20 protein-coding genes are annotated in these 19,849 nt (G+C 32.8%); 4 read left to right on the forward strand and 16 right to left on the reverse strand.

The window, feature by feature from the left end; genetic code table 11:
- Nucleotides 1-2 precede the first annotated feature (2 nt).
- Genes BM239_RS06415 through BM239_RS06450 form a run of 8 tightly spaced genes read right to left on the reverse strand, consistent with a single transcriptional unit; the run spans nt 3 to nt 8,456 of the window.
- A complete protein-coding gene (locus tag BM239_RS06415) occupies nt 3-1,499 on the reverse strand; it encodes a cryptochrome/deoxyribodipyrimidine photo-lyase family protein (RefSeq protein ID WP_092206852.1) in 1,497 nt (498 codons plus the stop codon).
- Complete coding sequence (locus BM239_RS06420; RefSeq protein ID WP_092206853.1) at nt 1,489-3,021, reverse strand: cryptochrome/photolyase family protein; 1,533 nt, start codon at nt 3,019-3,021, stop codon at nt 1,489-1,491. Before BM239_RS06420 ends, BM239_RS06415 begins: the two co-directional genes overlap by 11 nt.
- Entirely contained in the window at nt 3,018-4,328 is a 1,311-nt protein-coding gene (locus BM239_RS06425) for a DASH family cryptochrome (RefSeq protein WP_092206854.1), read from the reverse strand. Before BM239_RS06425 ends, BM239_RS06420 begins: the two co-directional genes overlap by 4 nt.
- Nucleotides 4,298-4,438: a DUF2256 domain-containing protein gene (locus BM239_RS06430; RefSeq protein WP_092206855.1), complete on the reverse strand. Its 141-nt coding sequence runs from the start codon at nt 4,436-4,438 to the stop codon at nt 4,298-4,300. Before BM239_RS06430 ends, BM239_RS06425 begins: the two co-directional genes overlap by 31 nt.
- Nucleotides 4,439-5,860, reverse strand: coding sequence for an SDR family oxidoreductase (locus BM239_RS06435; protein ID WP_092206856.1), 1,422 nt, complete (start codon nt 5,858-5,860; stop codon nt 4,439-4,441). It abuts the gene before it with no gap.
- A gap of 2 nt (nt 5,861-5,862) precedes the next feature.
- On the reverse strand, nt 5,863-6,495 hold the full coding sequence (locus tag BM239_RS06440; protein WP_394333917.1) for a flavin reductase family protein: 633 nt from the start codon (nt 6,493-6,495) through the stop codon (nt 5,863-5,865).
- Nucleotides 6,495-7,805, reverse strand: a complete 1,311-nt coding sequence (locus BM239_RS06445) for an ABC1 kinase family protein (RefSeq protein ID WP_092206858.1) — start codon at nt 7,803-7,805, stop codon at nt 6,495-6,497. The genes BM239_RS06440 and BM239_RS06445 overlap by 1 nt, the downstream gene beginning before the upstream one ends.
- Nucleotides 7,806-7,811: 6 nt before the next feature.
- A complete protein-coding gene (locus BM239_RS06450) occupies nt 7,812-8,456 on the reverse strand; it encodes a TetR family transcriptional regulator C-terminal domain-containing protein (RefSeq protein ID WP_092206859.1) in 645 nt (214 codons plus the stop codon).
- A gap of 135 nt (nt 8,457-8,591) precedes the next feature.
- Between BM239_RS06450 and BM239_RS06455 the strand changes: the two genes are divergently transcribed.
- Complete coding sequence (locus BM239_RS06455) at nt 8,592-9,017, forward strand: hypothetical protein (protein ID WP_143094899.1); 426 nt, start codon at nt 8,592-8,594, stop codon at nt 9,015-9,017.
- A gap of 94 nt (nt 9,018-9,111) precedes the next feature.
- A complete protein-coding gene (locus BM239_RS06460; RefSeq protein ID WP_092206861.1) occupies nt 9,112-9,960 on the forward strand; it encodes a DUF2911 domain-containing protein in 849 nt (282 codons plus the stop codon).
- A gap of 63 nt (nt 9,961-10,023) precedes the next feature.
- On the opposite strand, the gene BM239_RS06465 is transcribed toward BM239_RS06460, so the two are convergent.
- The 4 genes from BM239_RS06465 to BM239_RS06480 form a co-directional block, all read right to left on the reverse strand.
- Nucleotides 10,024-10,224, reverse strand: coding sequence for a helix-turn-helix transcriptional regulator (locus tag BM239_RS06465; RefSeq protein WP_092206862.1), 201 nt, complete (start codon nt 10,222-10,224; stop codon nt 10,024-10,026).
- The gene (locus tag BM239_RS06470) at nt 10,214-10,690 is read right to left on the reverse strand and encodes a hypothetical protein (RefSeq protein ID WP_092206863.1); all 477 of its coding nucleotides are present in this window, start codon (nt 10,688-10,690) and stop codon (nt 10,214-10,216) included. Before BM239_RS06470 ends, BM239_RS06465 begins: the two co-directional genes overlap by 11 nt.
- A gap of 125 nt (nt 10,691-10,815) precedes the next feature.
- A complete protein-coding gene (locus BM239_RS06475; protein ID WP_092206864.1) occupies nt 10,816-12,507 on the reverse strand; it encodes a sodium:solute symporter family protein in 1,692 nt (563 codons plus the stop codon).
- A gap of 124 nt (nt 12,508-12,631) precedes the next feature.
- On the reverse strand, nt 12,632-15,130 hold the full coding sequence (locus BM239_RS06480; protein ID WP_092206865.1) for a PIG-L family deacetylase: 2,499 nt from the start codon (nt 15,128-15,130) through the stop codon (nt 12,632-12,634).
- Nucleotides 15,131-15,914: 784 nt separating this feature from the next.
- Here BM239_RS06480 and BM239_RS06485 point away from each other — a divergent pair.
- Nucleotides 15,915-16,325 (forward strand): hypothetical protein, encoded by a 411-nt coding sequence (locus BM239_RS06485; protein ID WP_092206866.1) that lies wholly within the window; start codon nt 15,915-15,917, stop codon nt 16,323-16,325.
- 11 nt (nt 16,326-16,336) lie between these two features.
- Nucleotides 16,337-16,564: a hypothetical protein gene (locus BM239_RS06490; protein WP_092206867.1), complete on the forward strand. Its 228-nt coding sequence runs from the start codon at nt 16,337-16,339 to the stop codon at nt 16,562-16,564.
- Nucleotides 16,565-16,606: 42 nt separating this feature from the next.
- Here the strand turns inward: BM239_RS06490 and corA are convergent, their stop codons facing one another.
- The 4 genes from corA to BM239_RS06510 form a co-directional block, all read right to left on the reverse strand.
- The gene (corA, locus tag BM239_RS06495; RefSeq protein WP_092206868.1) at nt 16,607-17,674 is read right to left on the reverse strand and encodes a magnesium/cobalt transporter CorA; all 1,068 of its coding nucleotides are present in this window, start codon (nt 17,672-17,674) and stop codon (nt 16,607-16,609) included.
- 33 nt (nt 17,675-17,707) lie between these two features.
- Entirely contained in the window at nt 17,708-18,253 is a 546-nt protein-coding gene (locus BM239_RS06500) for a mechanosensitive ion channel domain-containing protein (protein WP_092206869.1), read from the reverse strand.
- A 71-nt stretch (nt 18,254-18,324) separates the two neighbouring features.
- Nucleotides 18,325-18,915, reverse strand: a complete 591-nt coding sequence (locus BM239_RS06505; RefSeq protein WP_092206870.1) for a Maf-like protein — start codon at nt 18,913-18,915, stop codon at nt 18,325-18,327.
- Nucleotides 18,915-19,832, reverse strand: coding sequence for a geranylgeranylglycerol-phosphate geranylgeranyltransferase (locus BM239_RS06510; protein WP_092206871.1), 918 nt, complete (start codon nt 19,830-19,832; stop codon nt 18,915-18,917). Before BM239_RS06510 ends, BM239_RS06505 begins: the two co-directional genes overlap by 1 nt.
- Nucleotides 19,833-19,849 lie beyond the last annotated feature (17 nt).

Consider the following 19,849-nt stretch of genomic DNA (forward strand, 5'->3'; position numbering starts at 1 on the left):
GCTTAATCTTTGTTGTCAATCATTCGGGAGCGATTGTTAATAGTGTGTTTGTTTAATATTCGGAAACTTTCATTTCGTACTTCTGAATTATTTTTCATGTTCCAAAGTATATCACTTGCTTGTTTTCGTCGTGATTTTAAATCAACAATAGGGAAGGGGTAGGTTACACCTAATTCAAAATTATTGAATTGCTGATCTAACGGTGTCATAAGATAGGGTTCATGAACAAATGGTAGCTCTAAATTCCGCAATTCTGGAACCCAACGTTTAATAAATGTACCATCTGGATCGTGTTCTAAACTATTTTTTATAGGATTGTAAATTCGTAAATTATTAATACCTGTTTCTCCAGCTTGCATTTGTAATTGTGGAAAATGAATACCTGGCTCAAAATCTAAAAATTGTTGAGATAAATGCTTGGAAGCATCTTGCCATGGTTGCCACAAAATATGTGTAAAGAAAGACACTAATAAGGCACGCATTCTAAAGTTTATATAGCCGGTTTCATTTAGACAACGCATACTGGCATCTACAAGTGGAAAACCTGTTTGTCCTGTTTTCCATGCTACTTGATACTGATTTGAAATAGATTTTTTTAACTTATGGTACCCTTTATTAACACTCACTTTTTCCATGACATGTTCCATTTCAAATTTCTGAATAAAATGCGCCTGCCATCGTAATCGCGACCGAAAGGCTGATAATTGCTTCGTAAATCTAGAGGACTCATAATTGGCTTTTGAAGCCTGATATACTTGTCTTACGGATAAGTTTCCCCAAGCAATATATGGTGATAAGCGACTACAACTTTTTCTTGATTTTTCAGGTTTTGAAATATGAAACATATAATCCTTATGTCTTGTATGTAAAAAGGATTGTAAATATTTGTTCGCTGTTTTCGTTCCACCCTGTTGAAATGGTTTGTCTTTTAACGTTTCTAAATTTGTTGTTTGGCATTGGTTTTCCAATTCGTGAATAGCATCTATATTTAAAAAGTCTGATATTTTAGCTGTAAACTGAATTAATGGTTGACTCATGATGTTATTCCAATTTTCAAACCAAAGGTCTCTGTTTTTAAGACCGCGAATAACCCCATTTTGGATGCTCTCATGCCACGCAATCAAATTGTTTTTACAATAGCGTTTAAAAGCTTTGTCTCGATCAAATGTTACCTGAATACCTGATTCTTGATGAGAAAACACTTGCTTTATTTGATAGGAATTGGAAATTAAATTACAGGCTGAAATGATATCGGAATTTATGGCGAGAATTTTTGTTTCATAGACTTTTAAAGCGCTATTTAAATCGCGAATGGATTCTTTAATAAAATCCCAATGCCGTTGGCTGTAATGTGAATCTTCAATAAGTAATTGTTCAAATACAAATAAACAAAGCACAGGTTCTTTCTGCTCAAGTGCCCTTTGTAAAGGCTCGTGATCTTCTAAACGTAAATCACGTTTAAACCATACCATGTGAATAGGCTCCCGTTTAGTAGTCATTTTGATTTTCTATAATGTGTTTAGCACGTTCCTTAATAGCTGTAAGGTTTTTGTTGTCCATTTTATCTAAAAGATGATACATCATTTTCATCCGATGGTTAGATTCTAACAGATTGCGTTTATCATCCAAGAAATTCCAATACAGACTATTAAAAGGGCAGGCGTCAACGTCTGTTTTCTTCTTGTAATTGTAATGGCAATCGTCACAATAATTACTCATTTTCTGTATGTAAGAACCGGAAGAGACATACGGTTTTGTAGCTATTTTACCACCATCCGCAAACTGACTCATACCTCGTGTGTTGGGTAATTGAACCCATTCTACAGCATCCGCATAAATCCCCAAATACCATGCATCAACATCATCTGGGTTTGTTTGGGTAAGTAAAGCGTAATTTCCGGTAATCATGAGTCGTTGAATATGATGCGCATAAGCATTATTTAACGAATTAGAAATACTATGTTTTAAACAAGCCATTTTGGTGTTTCCGGTCCAAAAGAATTCAGCCAATTTATTTGTGTTCTCTAAATGATTCGTGTCTTTAAATTGTGGCATTAAGGCCCAATACATACCACGCATATATTCACGCCAACCAATAACTTGACGGATAAAGCCTTCAACTTGCGAAATATCTATAGTATCTTCATGTTTTCTGTAATAATTTAAAACGGTATCTACAACGTTACTAGCTGAAATTAATTTGATATTCATGGCAAATGACAGTCGGGAATGAAATAAATAAACTTCATCTGTATGCAAAGCATCTTGATAATCCCCAAAATGAATTAATAAATGTTCACAAAAATATTTTAGCTGTTCTAAAGCTTGTTTTCTGGTTATAGGGTAATTAAATGTTTTCTGACTCCAGTTTCCCATGGTTTTAATGCCAGACTTTTCAATATCTGAAACCACATTAGAAACGTCATTCTTAAAATATTTATAGGTCGGTATTTCGGGTTCGTTTTTCCATTTTTTCCGATTGGATTGATCGTAATTCCATTTTCCACCCTCTGGATTACCGTAAGCCATTAATATATCATGATTTTTACGCATATTCCGGTAAAAATTTTCCATGACAAATTGCTTTTTACCCTTATAGAACGTTTGTAAATCTTCACGTTTAGTATAGAAATGAGCGGTATCTACAACATGAGATTCAATTGATAGCGTTTTGGTGAATTCTTGTAATTGGTTATCCAATCTGTATTCATCAGGTAGCTGGTATTCAAAACAGGTACTATTTTCTTGCTTGATAATGTTTTGAAGATTGTCAGTCAGTTTTTGCGTATTAGTGTTATCGTTAATTTTATAATAAATAACCTGATGTCCAGCCGCTTTTAAATCGTCAGCAAATTGACGCATGGCTGCAAAAAAACCAATAACTTTTTGAATATGGTGTGTAACATAATCGGTTTCTTGGCGCATCTCAAAAATGGCGTAAACAATATCATCATCAACAGATTTAAACCACGGATGTTTTATATTTAATTGATCGCCTAAAATGAGTCGGAGTGTTTTCATTCAAACAAGGTATTTTGTATCCAACGCTTCTGAAATTTTCCATGTTCATCATAACGTTGGGCTTGGAGTTTTACATTAAAAGTTCTATTTCTAGGATCGTTTCCTACGCCTGCCACATACAACCAATTTCCATAATTGCTATGCACATCATAATCTATAAGAAAAGATTCAAAATAAGCAGCACCAATGCGCCAATCCAATTCAAGTGTTTTTGCAAAATAGGAAGCCACATTTTGCCGTCCACGATTGCTCATCCAGCCAGTTTTATTCAGTTCAATCATATTGGCGTTAACAAACTGTTCAGAAGTTTCACCAGCACACCATTTTTTTATAGCATCAGGGTTTGATTTCCATTGGTAGGATTGCTGATTAATACCATCAACTTTAAAAATAGCATTGCCATGTTGCAAGGCAATGAATTTGAAGAAATCACGCCAAATTAACTCGAATATAAGCCAATAGGTTGATTGGTTTTTAAATTCGGATTTTTCAAAGTTCTTAATAGCCCAATAAATTTGTCTAGCACTCAAGCAACCATTTGCCAACCATGGGGAAAATTTAGAACTATAGTCGGTTCCTAATAAACCGTTTCTTGTTTTCTTATAAAAACCTATTTTTTTGCTTTCAAAAATATAGGTATTTAACCTGTTCTGGGCAGCCGTTTCGCCACCCGAAAACGGGAAAGCACTATGAGGATGGGTTTCAAATTCCAAAAAACCAAGCCTATTTAAATTTGGAATTGTTGTGTTATTTTCAATTTGAAAAGCAACTTGTTTTGTTGCTTTAAGCATGTTGTTTACAGAACAGTTTTTTTCTAATACTTTTCTGAAATTTGTAAATACCTTTGGAATTTCATTTAAATGAATGAAAACATCATCAGGATGAAATAAAAACTGATCATACAATTCATGAAAGTTTGTGTGTTTAGAAACTTTAGATTTTACGTTTTGAATTACTTGTAATTCTTCACTGGTAAATTCTTTTTGTAAGCAGATATCTGTTATACTGTGAGTTTCACAAAGTTTTGGAATGGCAATTTCTGGTGTGTTATGAAACGTAAATAGTGGAATGTTAAGCGTTGCGAGTTGTTTTTTTAAATCTTGAACACTTTCAATAGTAAAACGGGCACGATATTTTTCTGTTTTTTTAAAACCAAATGTTGTTGATTCATAATGTCTTGGGTCAAAACAATATATAGCAATTACAGGATTTTTTAATTGTAAGGCCTTGGTTAAAACGGTATTATCTTGAATCCGTAAATTGGTGGTAAACCAAACTAATGTGTATGTGTTTTGTTTCGTTTGCATCGTTCGCTACAGTAAATTACATGTTCCCAATTATTTCGCCATTTTTTTCGCCAAGTAAATGGTAATTGGCACACAGGACATGTTTTTGTTGGTAAATCTGATTTTTTCAATTAGGAGGCAATTTTATTAATCATGCCTCTAAAAATAAAGCCATGAAATGGTAAAACGCTATACCAATAAAGTCGTCCTGCTAAACCTCGTGGTCTAAACGTGGCGGTTTGTTTCAGTTTGTTATCTTCAATTTTGAATTCTAACCAAGCTTCGCCAGGTAATTTCATTTCGGCATAGAGTAGGAGTTTTTGTTTGTCTTTATCGGCAAAAATAACACGCCAGAAATCAAGTGAGTCGCCTACGTGTAAATCTGTTGGACTTGTTCGTCCACGACGTAATCCAATACCACCAACCATTTTGTCCATATACCCACGAATTCGCCAGAGAAGGGTGCCATAGTACCAACCGTTATTGCCACCAATGGCCCATATTTTTCTAATGGTTTCATTAGCATCTGTAATTTCACGTTCCTTATAATCTTTAAAACAACCAAATTTTGGGACATTTACATATTTATGGAAACTGTTTTTTAAGCGGCCACTACTTACCATGGAGTCTTTCCAGCTAGAAATAATACTATTTTGCTCAATTTTTTCAAAAGCTAACGCAACAGCCTCCTTATAGGAAATAGGATTAACTTCTAGCAAGGTGTTAATGTTGCTGGGTTTTCCAATAATTTCAACACCCATACTATCAACCAATGATGAAGCTAATTTATATGAGGTAGACGTAACAAAATACAGCCAATATGATGATAGTTTTGGTGTCATTACGGGAACCGTTAGGATATATCGCTTTAGTTTTCGCACTTCAGCAAACTCCAAAAGCATGTTTTTATAAGTGAGTGTTTCAGGGCCAAAAATGTCATAGTTTTGATTATATAATCGCTCATCACCTGCGCTTTTAGATAAGTAGCTTAGTACATCTCTGACCGCTAATGGTTGGGTTTTTGTATTTAGCCATTTTGGAGCAATCATAAAGGGTAACTTTTCTACTAAATCTCTTATAATTTCAAATGAAGAGCTTCCAGATCCTACAATAATTCCAGCTTTAAAAATGGTGGTTGCATATGTGTCAGACTTTAAAATTTCTTCAACTTGTTTCCTAGATCGTAAGTGTTTGGATAGTTTTTCGTCGTTAGTAATGCCACTTAAATAAATAACTTGTTTTACTGCTGTTTTAGCTATAGCATGTTTGAAATTTTCAGCACATTGTGCTTCTAAATCTTCAAAATCTTTAGAGCTATTAGACATGGAGTGGATTAAATAATAGGCCACATCAATATTATTAGGAAAATTTGTTAAGGTTTCAGGTTTGAGAAAATCACCCTCTATAAAATCGATATGAGAATCTTCCACATAGTGTGTGTCTGCTCGTAAAATATCCCGAACCACACAAATAACCTGATGACCATCTTGTACAAGTAATGGTATTAGGCGTTTGCCAATATAACCCGTTGCACCTGTAACAAGAATCTTCATGGTTATTGTGTATTTAAGGTTTGTTTTGGTCGTTGATAAGCGTGTCGTTCTTTTAGTTTTGGAATGGCGTAACCATCCAGTCCGTTTATTGTAGCCACCTGTGCTTTTGATAGATTAATAAAACCATCCGTTTCTAATACATGCTTTTGAAGAAATAAATCTTTTATTCTGCCAATAATTAATAGAGTTCCATTTGCTTTAATTGGATACTCTTCAACAAATTCCATAAACAGTTGTACGGGAGCTGTTTCTACAAACGGGCAATTGATACCTGATTTATACTCAGGCTTTAATGTGGTAGCATCAAATTCAGAAATCTCTTTACCATATTTAGCCGATGTATGGTGTGCTTCCGTAATGATAGATTCATGCACATGATTTATTGTGTAAAAACCTGTTTCTTTTATATTATCGTAGGTATTTCTAGTAACGGTAGTAGGTCTCATAAAAACACCTAACAAAGGTGGGTCTGAACCGACATGCGTTACTGAACTAAAAATGGCTACGTTTTCAATTCCGTTTGCAGATTTAGTGGCGATTAAATTAGCCGATTTAAAACCAGAACAGCTATTTATAAGGTTAATTTTATATAAATGATTTAATTGCAATATGTCTTCATGGCTAAAATGTGTTATCATAAGGTGTTAAAATTATTGATTTTTACATCTTGAGCTTTTAAATCGAACATGAGATTGTACAAGCCAAAAAACGTTCGGTTTATGTATATGAAATGCTTGGAACCTCGATTACCGTTCATTTTACGTAATTCTGTGTTTTTTGAATATTTTTCGCCTAATTCAGCAATTCGACCAAAGAATGAAGGGTCTGAAAAATCGAAGGTTTCTACATGAAATGGTTGTGTGAAAATACTTAACATTTCATGAAACATAGTTGAGAAAAATTCTATTTCTTCAGGTGAATCATCTGGTTTTAAAATTTCTAATTTGAACATTTTTTCACGAAAGATAGTCGGATTTTCTATGCTTTCTTTTTCAGCTAATTCAAAATAGGGTATATAAAAATCCTCGGGAATTGATTTCATGCAGCCAAAATCTAATGCTATCAAATGGCCTTCTTTTGAAATTAAAAAATTTCCAGGGTGTGGGTCGGCATGTACTTTTTTTAATTTATGAATTTGAAACATGTAAAAATCCCAAAGAGACTGTCCAATTTTATTAGCCACATTCTGATTGGTATTTGTAGCTGTAAATTCGGATAAATGCTCACCTGTCATATAGTCCATAGTAATAATCCGTTCGGAGGATAAATTAGGGTAATACTTTGGGAATTTTATATTAGGAATATGTGAACATGCCTTGGCAATTTCTTCGCTTTGCTCCAATTCTAGAATATAATTTGTTTCTTCAACTAACTTGTTTTCAACTTCTTTGAAGTATTTATCAGAATCTTTACCTTTTATATTAAACATTTTTATAGCTATGGGTTTAACCATGGCTAAATCAGACTGGATGCTTTCGGCAACTCCTGGATATTGAATTTTAACAGCCAATTTTTTGCCATCTTTTTCTGCAATATGTACTTGACCAATACTGGCAGCGTTTACAGAAGTCGCATTGAAGGTGTCAAAAATATCTTCTGGTGGCTTTCCAAAATAGGTTTTGAAAGTTTTTACTACTAAAGGTGGCGATAAAGGTGGAACCGAAAATTGAGCCAATGAGAATTTTTCCACATAAGCCTGCGGTAAAATGCTTTTTTCCATACTCAACATTTGCGCAACTTTAAGTGCGCTACCTTTTAGTTGTTTTAAGCCATCATAAATATCTTCAGCATTATTCTGATTTAATTTTTCTTTAGCTTCTAATTCCGTTTTCGTGATTTTATCACCATAATACTTTAAGTAATTTACACCCACTTTAGCACCTGTTTTTACCAGTTTACTAGCACGTTGTATTTTGCTTGTTGGAATACTATCAATTGTTTTCATAGGCGTTTATTGCATTTTTTCTTTAAAAAGAAATTTTCCTAAATCCAAAACGCTTTTTAGTGGTTTGATATCCATTAAATCAAAACCAGCATGTACGGACTTTTCAATAAAAATGTCTGTTTTTTCAAAGGAAGGCGAGGTGTCGTCTAACCAAAACTTCATGATCATCATAAGTTGGATCCAAAAAGATTCTTGTTTGGAGTAATCTTGAATTTTTACAATCCGTGGCTCTTTAATGTCAATGGTTTCAATATCTAATGTATCAATGTATTTTTTAAAAGCGTGGCGTAATTCAGATAGTGTGCTCAAAGATTTCAAGCCTTTATTTTTAAGCGCATAAACCACGTAACTTCGGTTTACGGTTAAGTTTTCAAAAAAGGTGAAATAAAAACTTAATAATTTGTTTCTAGCATCAAATTGCTGATAATCTTCACTTTTTTCTAAAACATGTAGCGTATTATCTAAAAATACTTTAAAAATGGTTTTTTCTAAAGCTTCAAAAGACGTAAATTTTTTGTAAAAATCAGCTTCCTCAAAATTATTTTCTTTTGCAAAGGCATATACGGTATTTGGAGCCTGATTGTGCATTAAAACATAATCCATATAAAAGGATATGAGCTTGTCTTGGGTAATATTTTTCTTTTTTGCCATAATAAATAATTTCTGATGTAAAGATACAAAATGTTTAACTAATTAACTTAAAGGTTAAACAATATTTTTTTCTATTAGTACTGATTATTTTTTCAATAAGAAAAAATAGTATATTAGTCATTAAAATTATATAATATGAAAGTATATCAAATCCTTTATTTAGGTTGTTTTTTGCTTGTGGCTAATATGAGTATTGCTCAAAATAAAACTGAAAAAGACATTGAATTACAAGAAGCCAAAGTTGATACCGTTTACACTGTAGAAGAGCGTGCTAACATACAACGATGGTTTTATGAACGCGTGAATGACATGCAGTTAAAACCTGACGTTCGTGATGATTACGACCGAATTATAAACAAATATGTGTTTGATATGAGTCGTTTAAATGATGCAGATAAAAACTATACTCGTGAAGAGATTCATGACAAATTTGATGAAATGGTGGATAAAATGAACACAGAGTTAAAATCAATTTTAACAACCGACCAATATGTGAATCATTTAGAAAATTTTGGAGAAATTCAGCGCAGTGTTTACAGACGCTGGAATTTTAAAAATTAAATACTTATAATTTTTATACTTTAGTTAACAAGCATTGATGTGTTTAGTCGTATTTTTGTTTACAATAATATAAATCAATTTAATTTTAATTACTATGAAAAAAGCATTACTAATTTTAGCAGCTTTTGTGTTAACTTTTAGCATACAAGCGCAAGTAACCACACCACAACCAAGTCCATTAAGCAAAGTGGAGCAGAAGGTAGGTTTAACTGATGTAACCATTGAATATTCACGTCCTGGTGTTAAAGGAAGAAAAATATTTGGAGGTCTTGAAGCTTACGATAAAATGTGGCGTACAGGAGCCAATAAGAACACCATAATTTCTTTTAGTGATCCTGTAACTATAAATGGGTATAACTTAGATGCAGGCTCTTATGCCATTTTTACGAAACCAGGTGAATCAATGTGGGATGTGTATTTTTACACAGATACTAATAACTGGGGAACACCAGAAAAATGGGATGAGAGTAAAGTAGCTGCAATAGCAAAAGTTAAGGCAGAAAAGATTCCATTTACAGTTGAAACATTTACCATTGATATTAATGATATTAAAACTGGTAGTGCCAGATTAGAAATGATTTGGGAAAACACCTACATAGGTGTGCCTTTTGAAGTTCCTACAGATGATAAAGTATTAGCTTCTATAAATGATGCCTTAAATGGTTCGCCTAAAGCTAGTGATTATTATGCCTCTGCAGTATATTATTTAAGTGAAGGTAAAGATATAAAGCAAGCTAAAGAATGGATTGATAAAGCTATGAGTATGATGGATAGTCCTGCATATTATCAATTAAGACAGCAGTCTTTAATTTATGCAAAAGCTGGTGATACTCAAGGGGCTATTGAATTAGCTAAAAAATCTATGGCTGGTGCAGAAGAAGCGGGAAACATGCAATATGTGAAATTTAATAAGGAATCCTTAAAAGAATGGGGAGCTAACTAAATAGCATTATATTCTTTAAAATTTAAAAAACGACTTGGTAAAACCGAGTCGTTTTTTTTGAGCCTAATCGTTACTATCTAATTGAAATAATTCTTCTACAGGTTTTTTAAAAAGCTTTGCTAATTTTAATGCTAATACTGTTGAAGGTATATACTTACCCTTTTCCATAGCATGGATGGATTGTCTAGAAACACCAATGGCTTCTGCTAAATCTGATTGCGTCATATTATGAATGGCACGTTCTACCTTTAAATTATTCGTCATGACTATTAGATTTTAGTTTCAAAAAATTAAACCGAATAATAAAGATAAATAGTGGTGTAAACATATTAAAAATCATCACATTGAAGAATACCATATCGTAAACAAATATAACAGCCAATGCTAAAATGATATAATTAACAATGATGGCCCAAACCAGCGATTCGGTTCGGAGTTGGTAAATAAATTCATCTTCCACTTTTTCTCTTGTAAAACCAACGAGTAAACCTCCTATAATTATAGCTAATGCAGATAACTCATCAATAATGCCATTTTCAATAATTTTAAACCAACCTTTGTCCGTTCCAGAAAAAAGGCTGTCACCATTATAAATGCTTAAAACAGATGTTTTTAGCATATCAGGTTCAAAATCTGTAGCATACAAAAGGATTCCCGAAATGAGTCCGATAATCAGTAACACCCAACCAAATGCTTTGTATTTATGTGGTAATAAAAAATGATTTCTCATGATAATTCTATTTTACAGTAATATTTCAAATGTAAAGTAAACTTTACTTATTGACAAGTAAACATGATAATTATTTGCAAAATATAGGCTATTATAAAAACAAAAGGTAAAAGATTAATAATGCTTTAAATTAGTTTTTTGCTAGTTAACTGAATTATGATAGCAATTGCCATAACGATGGCGCAGCCCACAAAATTTAGCCATAAGAATGGTAAATTAATAAATTCGTATTGGTTTAATAAAAACAAGGTAATCACTAAAATTTGGGTGATGATGGCAGCAATAAATACGGCACGACCTTTAACTGCTTTTACAAAAAAGGCTAATAAGAAAATACCAAGCACGTTTCCGTAGAAAATAGAACCAATAATATTAACTAATTGAATTAAATTTTCCGCTAAATTGGCAACACAGGCGACTAAAATGGCCATAATTCCCCATCCCAATGTAAACCATCGGGAAACCTTTACCATTTCAGTATCGGTTTTTTCTGGTGTATTACGCTTGTATAAATCTATTGTTGTAGTAGATGCTAGAGCATTTAGCTCACTAGAGGTGCTAGACATAGCTGCACTTAATATAACGGCTAAAAGCAATCCAATTAATCCACGAGGTAAATTGTTTAAAATAAAATTAATAAACACATAGTCCTTATCATTACTTTCAACTTTTACGCCTTTTGTTTCACCAGCTTTATCAATTAAGTAGCGTGCGCGTGCACGAATGCTATCGTTTTTAGCATTTGCAGAAGCAACACCTGCAATAGATGCGTCATTTTTGTTGGCTATAAAATCGGCAATTAAGAGTTGTTTGGTATTGTAAATAGCATCTTGTTCTGCTTGAAGTTGTTCATATTCTTCGGCATATTCCGTATCTAAAACCACTTCAGTAGCCACTGGGTTAAAGTTAACCGGCGCTTTATTAAACTGATAAAACACAAACACCATAACACCAACCATTAAAATAAAAAATTGCATGGGTACTTTAAACAGTCCGTTAAACATAAGGCCTAATTGCATTTCACGAACTGATTTTCCAGATAAATAGCGTTGCACTTGGCTCTGGTCAGTACCAAAATATGATAACATTAAAAATGTTCCTCCTATAATACCGCTCCAAAATGTGTAACGGTTATTTAAATCGAAAGAAAAATCTAAAATTTCCATTTTACCACTTGCTCCAGCAATATCCAATGCGTTACTAAAGGTGATGTTTTCAGGTAGTTTATTAACAATGAGAATAAAAGCGATAATCATTCCTGTAAAAATAACTACCATTTGATGCTTTTGTGTCACATTTACCGCCTTTGTTCCTCCAGAAACGGTGTATATAATAACCAGAATTCCAATGATGATATTTAGTAATAACAAGTTCCAACCCAATACAACTGATAAAATAATTGCAGGAGCAAAAATGGTTATTCCGGCAGCTAAACCGCGTTGAATAAGAAATAATATGGCTGTTAGGGTTCTTGTTTTTAAGTCGAAACGTTTTTCAAGAAATTCATAAGCCGTATAGACGTTGAGTCGGTGATATAGTGGAATAAAAACCATACAAATTACCACCATAGCAATTGGTAAGCCAAAATAGAATTGTACAAAACCCATTCCGTCATTAAAAGCTTGACCTGGTGTAGATAAAAATGTTATGGCACTTGCTTGTGTGGCCATAACGGACAGGCCAATTGTCCACCATTTAGAAGTGTTGCCACCTTTTAAATAATCTTGAACATTTTTACTGCCACGAGTTTGGTACGTTCCATAGGCTACAATAGTAATAAGTGTTATGGATAATACAATCCAATCTAGAGTTTGCATAGTTAAAAGGCTTGCATGATGAAATAAAACGCGATAATATATAAGGCATTAGCTACGAGTAAAATGGTATACATTTTTTCCCATTTGTATTTTTCTGGTTTCATGATTCTTTAGTTTTTCAGCGTTATTTTCCTAAAGATAGGATATTTGCAAATAAGCGGTATGCACCTGAAACTCCTGCAGGAAATTCCCTAAAGAAGCTTAATCCAGTATATACATAATACCCTTTACCATATTGAGCCACAAGCAAACTTCCTTTTTTAGCAGATTCACCTTTATCATTCATGGATAAAATTGGGGTAAAGTCTTTACTCCAACTATCTGGGAAATACAATCCACGTTCTTGTGTCCAATTTTCGAAGTCCTTTTGTGTAATTTTATTTGGTACATTTAAAACAGGATGATTTGGAGCTAAAAATTTAACGTCAGCAAATTCGTCGGTTACACGATCTCGAGACAACTCTAGTTTATAAGGAGCTAACTTATCGGTTACCAATCCGCGACTGGTATTATACTGTACTACCATGTTTCCGCCATTTTTTACGAAATCAAATAATATAGTTTGTTTGAATTTTAATGCTTCAACCGTATTGTAAGCTCGAATTCCTATAACAATCGCATCAAAACCAATTAAACTCTCTGGTGTAATGTTGTCCGGAGTTAGTATGGTTACGCTATATCCAATTTGCTGTAAACTCTCTGGAACGACATCTCCAGCTCCAGCTATATAGGCAATATTTTCGCCTTTCTTTTTAATATCTAAACGGACCACTTTACTTTCGCTTGGTAATAAAACAGTTTGATAGGGAATATGGTCATAATCAATTTCAATTAATTCGTTGGAGTAGGTGTTACCATTAACCGTTATTATAGGCTTAATAAAACCTTCACTTTGATTTGTTGGTGGTGTAACCGAAAACAGAACCGTTTGTTCTTCGCCTTTATTTATAATATGGATGGTATGATTTTCAGGGGACACGCTCCAACCACTTGGAACAGATAAGCTAACCGTTCCTTCTAGGTTTTTATGCCCAGCTTTAACACTTACAGGAATCTCTTTGGAGGTATTTGTTTCAAAAATGATAACTTTTTCAGAAATTCTAGCTGATGCTTCAGGAATTATTTCAAACGGTTTATAAACTTCGCCTTTAACAGGGTCATTGGTTTTATAAACTACAGGTTTTGTGTATGGAATAGTTGTTCCCGCAATATTAATATGAAAGGTTACATTAAAATAGTCTAGTGTTTCGGGTTTACCAATTAAAGCATTGTCTGCTACTTTATACATGCCTAAAGTTCCTTTTTCAATTAGCCAGTAAGGCGTTGTTATTGGTGTTTTGTTACTGTTAGGTATTTGAAAAGTTTCCTTAATATTTATAGATTCGTTTTCATGTAATTCAATTCCTTTTTCAACTTGAAGACCGTTAGGATTTGTGAATGCTACCAAAGTCATTTTAGAGGTACTTCTATTAATGGCCTCTAGTTTTAATTGTATAGTTTCATCTGAAGTTGCTTGATTGGTTTCAGAAACAGCTTCAAGATATAAACCAGCGCAAGCAGCTATAATATCTTTTATTTCTTTGGTTTTGATGGTTTTCCAATGCGAATTTTCTAAATTCTGAATAGCATTATAAGCTTCAATTAATTTCGGTAGGGAAGCTGAAGGGTTTTTAAAATCGTAATTGGCTTCTACATCTTTTAAAACTGTTCCAATTTGGGCACCACCTTTTACGCGATTCCAACTGGTATCAATACCTTCAAATAAATTGGTTTGATCTTTAGGCATCGTGCCTTTTATCAATTCAATATACTCCATTTTGCTACCTCGAGTACCTGTATTTCCGAACCCTTGCGATTTGTGTTGACTTCTACTTAAAGCTGCAATTTCTGGATTACTTAAACCGCTAGAAGGGAAATAGATTCCTGTATCCAAGCCAATTAAGTTGCTTTTGTCAGCTTTCTCAAATTTTTCTTGACTTCCATAAAACCACCAAGATGTATTAAAAAATAAGCGTTGAGCTTGCCATGTTTCTGTTGTTTTTAACTGATTAGGGTAAACCGATGCATCGTTTGCCAAACTAAAAGCTTCCAAGCTTAACATAGCCGAACTGGTATGATGACCATGCGTACTACCTGGACTTCTATGGTCAAACCGATTGATAATAATATCTGGTTGAAATTGACGGATGGCCAAAACCACATCGCCAAGAACGGCTTCTTTATTCCAAATGGCTAAGGTTTCATCTGGGTGTTTGGAATAGCCAAAATCGTTGGCACGTGTAAAGCGTTGCTCACCACCATCAATAGCTCTGGCTGTTAAAAGTTCCTGGGTTCTAATTACGCCCAAAAGTTCTCGAATTTCGGGTCCAATTAAATTCTGACCGCCATCACCACGTGTAAGAGATAAATAAGCAGTTCTGGCCTTAACTTCATTTGCCATGTATGATATAAGTCGTGTGTTTTCATCATCTGGATGTGCTGCGACGTATAAAACAGAGCCTAAAAAATTGAGCTTCTTTATGGACTCGTAAATCTCTGAACTGTTAGGTTTTTTAGGTTGTTGCGCGTAGGTTAATGAAATGCTTGTTAAAATAAAAAATAGGGAGCGTAGTAATTTCGTCATAATGGCTATTTGCTTAAAGACCAAATATAATAAAGTGATTTGCCAAGACGATTGGTTTTAATGGTTTTTTAACTAAAGACTTTAAGTTGTGATCTAAAATTAATTGTAATGTTTTTTTAAAGAAAATGTATAATTACACTACTTATTGTGTTGAGTATAATGAAGATTTAATAGTAAATACTGGTTGAAAGTATAAATTATTTGCAAAAAACATAAATTATCACTAAAAAATACGTAGATCTACGTATTTTTTATTATAGAAATATTCTTTAAATTTAATTAGAAATTTTAATGAATTCTTTTTGTATTACTATAATTTATTTATTGTTTAACTTAAATTCTTATAATTATGAAAATTAATTTTTATAAAAGGTTAATATATGGCTCTTTCATGTTACTTATTTTTGTGAGTTGTTCGGTTGATAGCTCACCAAACATTACGACCCCTAATGAGACTACTTTATCTCAAGATCATCTTCATAAGGAATCTAATAATTATTTCTTATCTTATTAAGATGCCTTAATCATAGCAGAAGACTTAATTGATGAATCAGAATTATTCTTACAAGCATTAAATTATAATGGCCAGAGTGAAACAGATTTAAAAGAAGATTTTTGGATTGATAATCAGAATATTCTATCGCAATTAAGCAGTAAAATTGTACTTGAAAAAGATGCAGTACCAGAAAATTTAGATCAATTTGAAAATTTTATAGTAAATCAACAAAAAATAATTGAAGCTTCTTTTTTAAGCGAAATTCAAAAGCAGTATGCTAAAAATTTATTGGTTGCATCCCTTAATGATGATTTTGAAGAGATTGTTCTTATTAAGAATCAATTCAAGAAAGATGTGAAGTTGCATCCTGAATTAGAAATATTTAACATGGGTATGGCATTAGTGGAGGTAGGACAAAATAAAGTAGATGCAGGAACTTCTGGAGGTGGTGGAGGTGATGGATGCTGGGAATCAGCTGTAGAAAGTGCTATTACTGGTGGAATATTAGGAATGGTAATAGGAGGCGTCAGTGGAGGCTTTTTTGGTGTTGGTGTTGGAGCTGCGTTTACTTTTGGAATTTTATCTATTCCTGCAGGTGGGGCAGGAGCTATTGCGGGTTCGGTTTTAGGAGCAGTAGGAGGGTTTTTCGGTGGTTTAATAAAAGGTTATATATCTTGCATGATATTTGGCGGAAATTAAAACAACATGTCATGAAAAAAAGAAATATTAAAAAAACTGAAAAGATATATGACTTTGGTTTTGTTTTCATTTTACCCTTGCTACTAACTTTTTATGAAAATTATAGAAACCATTGGTATGACAATATTTTAAAATTTATATTAGCTTATTTGATAGGTATTATGATTTTTTTTATTGTTAATAAAGTAGTAAAATACCTTTTCTTTGCATCACTAAAAAAATTTCAAAAAAAGAAATAGTAATTTTAAAGGAGTCATTAATGGCTCCTTTTTTTCTTTGTTTTACAACCACTTCTTTCGTTTAAAATAATAAAGCATTCCAATAAAAATAAGAATCATTATTCCCCAAAGTATATGGTAACTGTACCTATAATGAAGTTCTGGAATATGGTCGAAATTCATACCATAAATACCTGCTATGAACGTTAATGGAATAAAAATGGTAGCAATAATGGTTAACACTTTCATGACTTCGTTCATTTTATTACTAATGGTTGTCATGTACATGTCCATTAAACTCCATATCATTTCACGGAAAATATCAATACTATCTGATAACTGTATGATATGGTCGTAGACATCATTATAAAACTGGAGATTTTTTTTAAGAATGAGATCGCTATCACTTTTTTCAATGCGACTGATTATTTCACGGAGAGGAAAAATGGCACGACGCACTTTTAATAATTCTTTTTTAAGGCTTAATACTTGCTGACTTAAATCTTCTTGAATATTGCCACTAAATAATAAATCTTCTAGATCTTCTACTTTGTTACCCATTGTTTCGCTTACAATGTAGTAATGGTCTACCACGGCATCCATTAATGCATACAAAAGGTAATCAGAACCTAAAGTGCGAATTCTACCTTTACCAGCTCGTAATCGTTCACGAACGGTATCAAAAACATCACCTTCAGATTCTTGAAAGGTTAAGACATAGTTTTTGCCTAATACGAAACTGACTTGCTCAATGGTAATGTTTTCATCAGAATCATAATACAGCATTTTTAGTGATACAAAAATATACTCTTCATACTCATCAATTTTTGGGCGCTGGGATGTGTTTACAATATCCTCCAATACCAGTGGGTGTAAATTATAATGCGCACCAATTTTTTCTATTTCATCTATATGATTTAAACCATTAATATTAATCCAAGTTATGGAATCTGTGTGTTTAAAGCTAAAGGCGTCATCAATTTGTTGAAGTTCCTGTTCGTTTATAAAATTGGTATTATAATCAAAGGACTCTATAAAGAGTTTTTGAGCTGTTTTTTCACCTGTATACACTAAAGCACCTGGTGATTTGCCAACATGCTTTTTATATTTTGATGTTCTTTTCTTTCCCATAACGTTGAAATTTACAACATTTATTTGAAAAAATTAAACAGCATCGGTACCATCGTCTTGAGGAAAATCAATAGCGTCCTTTTTTAATAAAGTAACGGGTTTTTGAAGAATTAAGTTATTTGGATACGTAACCAAGTCGCCATTATCCAAACGTAAATGAAGCTGAAAAGCAGCAATATCTTCAATAATAGCTTCAATAGGAAAGTCTTTATCGTGTATTAAAATTTTATCGCCAACTTTATATGGAAAGTTGAAAAACATAATTATTCCGGATGTAATATTGCTTAAAATGGACCAGATAGCAAAAAGGGCAATTCCAATGACAGCAAAAACTGAAGAAAATACAAGAGCTAAATCTTTAAATTGTGCTCCAAAAATAATGGTTTCAATTAAAATCCAAATTAGAAAAAGGGTTACTGTTGCGTAACGTGAAATCAAATGTATTCGCGCATCATTAATACCAGCTTTATGGCCTATTTTTTTTATGAGTGTTTTGGCAATGTAACGAATGACTACCAAAATAACTAATAAGATTATACTCGCTAATATTTCAGATTTATAGGTTTCAAAAAAATACATAAAAAATAATTATATTTTAGGTGACAAAGATAGACTAGTGGCGACACAATTACACGCGATTTATAGTATATTTAAGAAGAAATAAATTGTTGTAAAGTTTGGTAAACAAGATGAGTTGGTAGTCCAACAACATTAAAATAAGACCCTTCAATTTTGGTAATTCCAATCTGTCCTATCCATTCCTGTATACCATAGGCGCCTGCTTTATCAAACGGTTTACACGTTTTAATATAATAATTAATTTCAGAATCTGTTAATGCTTTAAAGGTAACCTTTGTTACGGCACTAACCGTTTTTTGCCTATTTATAGTTGTAAAACAAACAGAGGTTATTACTTCATGCGTTGTTTGACTCATGGATTTAATCATATTAAATGCATCTTCTTCATTTTTAGGTTTTCCTAAAGCTTTTTGGTTGTGCCAAACAATTGTGTCACTAGTTATTAATATGTCCTCTGGTTTCAAGCTATCTTGAAAAGGTAAAGATTTTAATTGCGCTAAATAATCACTGATTTCAAAATGGGTTAAACGGTCAGGAAACTCTTCTTTTACAGGTTTTAAAATGATTTCGAAATCGAGTCCTAATTCTTTAAAAAACTGCTGTCTTCTAGGAGAACCAGATGCTAAAATAAGTCGGAAGTTCTTTAATTGTTCATTGAGCATTAGGCTAGTAATTTGTATTTATAAATAAGTAGCGATAACATACCAAATAGCATGATTAATTTAAGTAAATTACTAATTATATGATAATCAGCTTTCAGTTTAGCTTGGAATAAACGAATAATGACATAAATTAAAGGTGCTACTACAAATAGTAAAAAGTAACTAGCAATCCACAAGTTATGATATAAATAGGTAACCACATAATAAATAACAGCGGCCAACGGAATAAAAGTAAGGGCTAATGTAACCTGTGTCGCTCGTGATCGGCCTATGGCAATGGGTAGTGTATTCATACCTGCTTTGTAATCACCATCAATATCTTCGATATCCTTAACCATTTCTCTTATAAAATTAATACAGAAAGCAAACAAAGCATAATCTAAAATAATTTTAAAGAAGGTGAGCTGTGTCTCTTGATTTTGGGGAGTTATTGCTGGTAATAATTCAAATAAACCTACCATAATGATGCTTAAAGCTACTAATACAGATATAACAATATTACCAATTAAAATAATTTGTTTTAAATAGGAAGCGTATAGATATAGCAGTCCGGAAACGACAACAAACAATGCGAAAAACCCAGAACGACCCACTAAATGTGACAAATAAAACCCGATGAGTACGCCAAGCACGTTAAACCCGATAAATAGGCTGTAAGCTGTTTTTTCAGAAAGGGATTTGCCAACAATTACTTTTTTAGGCTTATTTACGGTGTCAGTATCTTGGTCGAAAATATCATTTATAATATTACCACCAGCAGCTAAGCTAACTGTTGCTAGAATGAGGAGAAAAAAACCAAATCCGTTTAAGGTTATCGCTACACCAAAAGGCTCTAATAATGCATATTTAATGAGTAATTGCATTAAGGCAATCATGAAAAGGTTTTTCCAACGAATTAATAATAAAATATTGAGCATAAAAGTTAGCTAATGGC

This window comes from Algorimicrobium echini, assembly GCF_900115185.1.
In the GTDB taxonomy this organism is placed as follows: domain Bacteria; phylum Bacteroidota; class Bacteroidia; order Flavobacteriales; family Flavobacteriaceae; genus Algorimicrobium; species Algorimicrobium echini.